The organism is Streptococcus sp. HMSC061D10, assembly GCF_001808865.1.
In the GTDB taxonomy this organism is placed as follows: domain Bacteria; phylum Bacillota; class Bacilli; order Lactobacillales; family Streptococcaceae; genus Streptococcus.
In genome coordinates, this window is sequence record NZ_KV795031.1 from 1 (window position 1) to 500 (window position 500).

A 500-nucleotide genomic window follows, 5' to 3' on the forward strand; every position below is an offset into this window, starting at 1 on the left:
CGTTGATACAGAAGGTAAGACAATCAAGGAAGATGTTACTGACGAAAAAGCTCAACCAGTAGACAAAGATTACGACACAGTTGTAGACAACCGTCCACAAGAGATTGAAAAAGACGGTAAGACTTATGAATTGGTCCCAGCTGGTAACTACACAGTAGGTGAAGTAGATGATCAAGGTCACTTGAAGTCAACAGACCCAACAACTGGTAAGGTTATCGAAGGTGATAAGAATGTAACCTATGTATACAAACTTAAGGAAATACCAGCTGAGCCTAAGGGTAACGTTTATGTCCACTACGTTGATACAGAAGGTAAGACAATCAAGTCAGATGTAACCGACGAAGATGCTCAACCAGTAGACAAAGACTACAACACAGTTGTAGACAACCGTCCACAAGAGATTGAATTCGAAGGTAAGACTTATGAATTGGTCCCAGCAGGAAACTACACAGTAGGTGAAGTAGATGACGAAGGTCACTTGAAGTCAACAGACCCAACAA

The 500-nt window shown here is 41.4% G+C and carries 1 protein-coding gene; it reads left to right on the forward strand.

The features are described 5' to 3' along the window. Positions 1 to 500: MucBP domain-containing protein (locus tag HMPREF2728_RS09900; protein ID WP_186822210.1), on the forward strand; the 500-nt coding region annotated here is incomplete at both ends.